This window comes from Metabacillus niabensis, assembly GCF_902829255.1.
Taxonomy (GTDB): Bacteria; Bacillota; Bacilli; order Bacillales; family Bacillaceae; genus Metabacillus; species Metabacillus niabensis.
This window is the reverse complement of the sequence record NZ_CADEPK010000273.1, coordinates 1-1,154: the sequence shown is the minus strand read 5'-3', so window position 1 is coordinate 1,154 and position 1,154 is coordinate 1. Positions and strand designations below refer to the sequence as shown.

The 1,154-nt window shown below is 32.1% G+C and carries 2 protein-coding genes and 1 tRNA gene; 1 reads left to right on the top strand and 2 read right to left on the bottom strand.

The window, feature by feature from the left end; all coding sequences use genetic code 11:
• Positions 1-134: 134 nt before the first annotated feature.
• The gene (locus HU235_RS16140) at positions 135-341 is read right to left on the bottom strand and encodes a helix-turn-helix transcriptional regulator (RefSeq protein WP_174880863.1); all 207 of its coding nucleotides are present in this window, start codon (positions 339-341) and stop codon (positions 135-137) included.
• A gap of 167 nt (positions 342-508) precedes the next feature.
• Between HU235_RS16140 and HU235_RS16135 the strand changes: the two genes are divergently transcribed.
• Positions 509-670 carry a hypothetical protein gene (locus HU235_RS16135; protein ID WP_174880862.1) on the top strand — a complete coding sequence of 54 codons (162 nt, stop codon included), beginning with the start codon at positions 509-511 and terminating at the stop codon, positions 668-670.
• 186 nt (positions 671-856) lie between these two features.
• Here HU235_RS16135 and HU235_RS16130 read toward each other — a convergent pair.
• Positions 857-929: transfer RNA gene (locus HU235_RS16130), tRNA-Ala, on the bottom strand.
• Positions 930-1,154 lie beyond the last annotated feature (225 nt).

Sequence of the window (1,154 nt, the reverse complement as noted above, 5' to 3'; positions counted from 1 at the left end):
ATTTACTGCTTCATATCCAATATCATAACCCCGAATAAATCCAGTTATAGCACCAATAACCAAAAAAAGTATTGCCACTATAGCAACTGTAGGAATCCAAATCTTTTTAAATTTGAATTTGTCAAAAATCTTCTTCATTCATCTTCCTCCACATACTCATACAAATCTTCAACTGTCACACTTAATAATCTTGATAGTTTAAATGTATCTTCAAGAGAAGGTCTTGATTTACCAGTACACCAAGACGAAATTGTATTATTTGATACATTCATTTTTATCATAATTTCTTCTCTGGTTAACGGTGATAGTTCAATATATGCTTTGATTCTACTTCTTAACATTCTTACCCCCACCAATAACTAGTATCTTAATATATTTCTCTAAAAATTGAACAAAACCTTTCACGATATTTTTTTGATGAATCACAAAAAAATCATGATAGACAGGCAAGTTAATAGATAAATGCCCATATAAATATATCACAACAACAAAAGGAGTTGATTTATCAATGAAAAGACAAACAAATGATGTATCTACAAAAGAACAACGAAAACTACAGAGAATGGAATATGCGTTAAGACTAGCGAGAAGTCATAAGGAAGGAACAGTGTATCTGACTGATGAGGGGAAGGCTCGTCTTAATAAAATCATCCTGATTGAAGTTAAGTGAACATCATGCTTATAGTGGGTGCTCATGGCTTGGCTATTGGAAAAGGCTGCCTCATATTGTTTACACAATGGATGAAATTAAATGAAATAGCGTTTGCCAACAAATTGCCAACAATGGATTAAAAATCGTATTTTGAACAAGAAAGAAACATAAGAAAAACCCTTGAACAACAAGGGTTTAGATGAATGGAGCATAGGGGGCTCGAACCCCTGACCTCGACACTGCCAGTGTAGCGCTCTCCCAGCTGAGCTAATGCCCCGTAATGAAATGCTTTAAGTACATTTCATAGATATACGTCTTCATGAAAATTGACCATCTTACATGTAATTGTCACACTATTTATTGTAATGTGGTCGTAATTAATAGTCAATATATGTTTAAAGTGTGAGGAAAATCAGTTAATGATTTAAGAAGATAGTTAAAAATGATAATATTTTCCTATATTATCAATAAAATCCTACAAAATTAGTGTAAAATATAAATA

Bases quoted from the DNA above. Each gene is read 5' to 3' on its own strand.
- HU235_RS16140 (WP_174880863.1), bottom strand. From the start codon at position 341: ATGTTAAGAAGTAGAATCAAAGCATATATTGAACTATCACCGTTAACC.
- HU235_RS16135 (WP_174880862.1), top strand. From the start codon at position 509: ATGAAAAGACAAACAAATGATGTATCTACAAAAGAACAACGAAAACTA.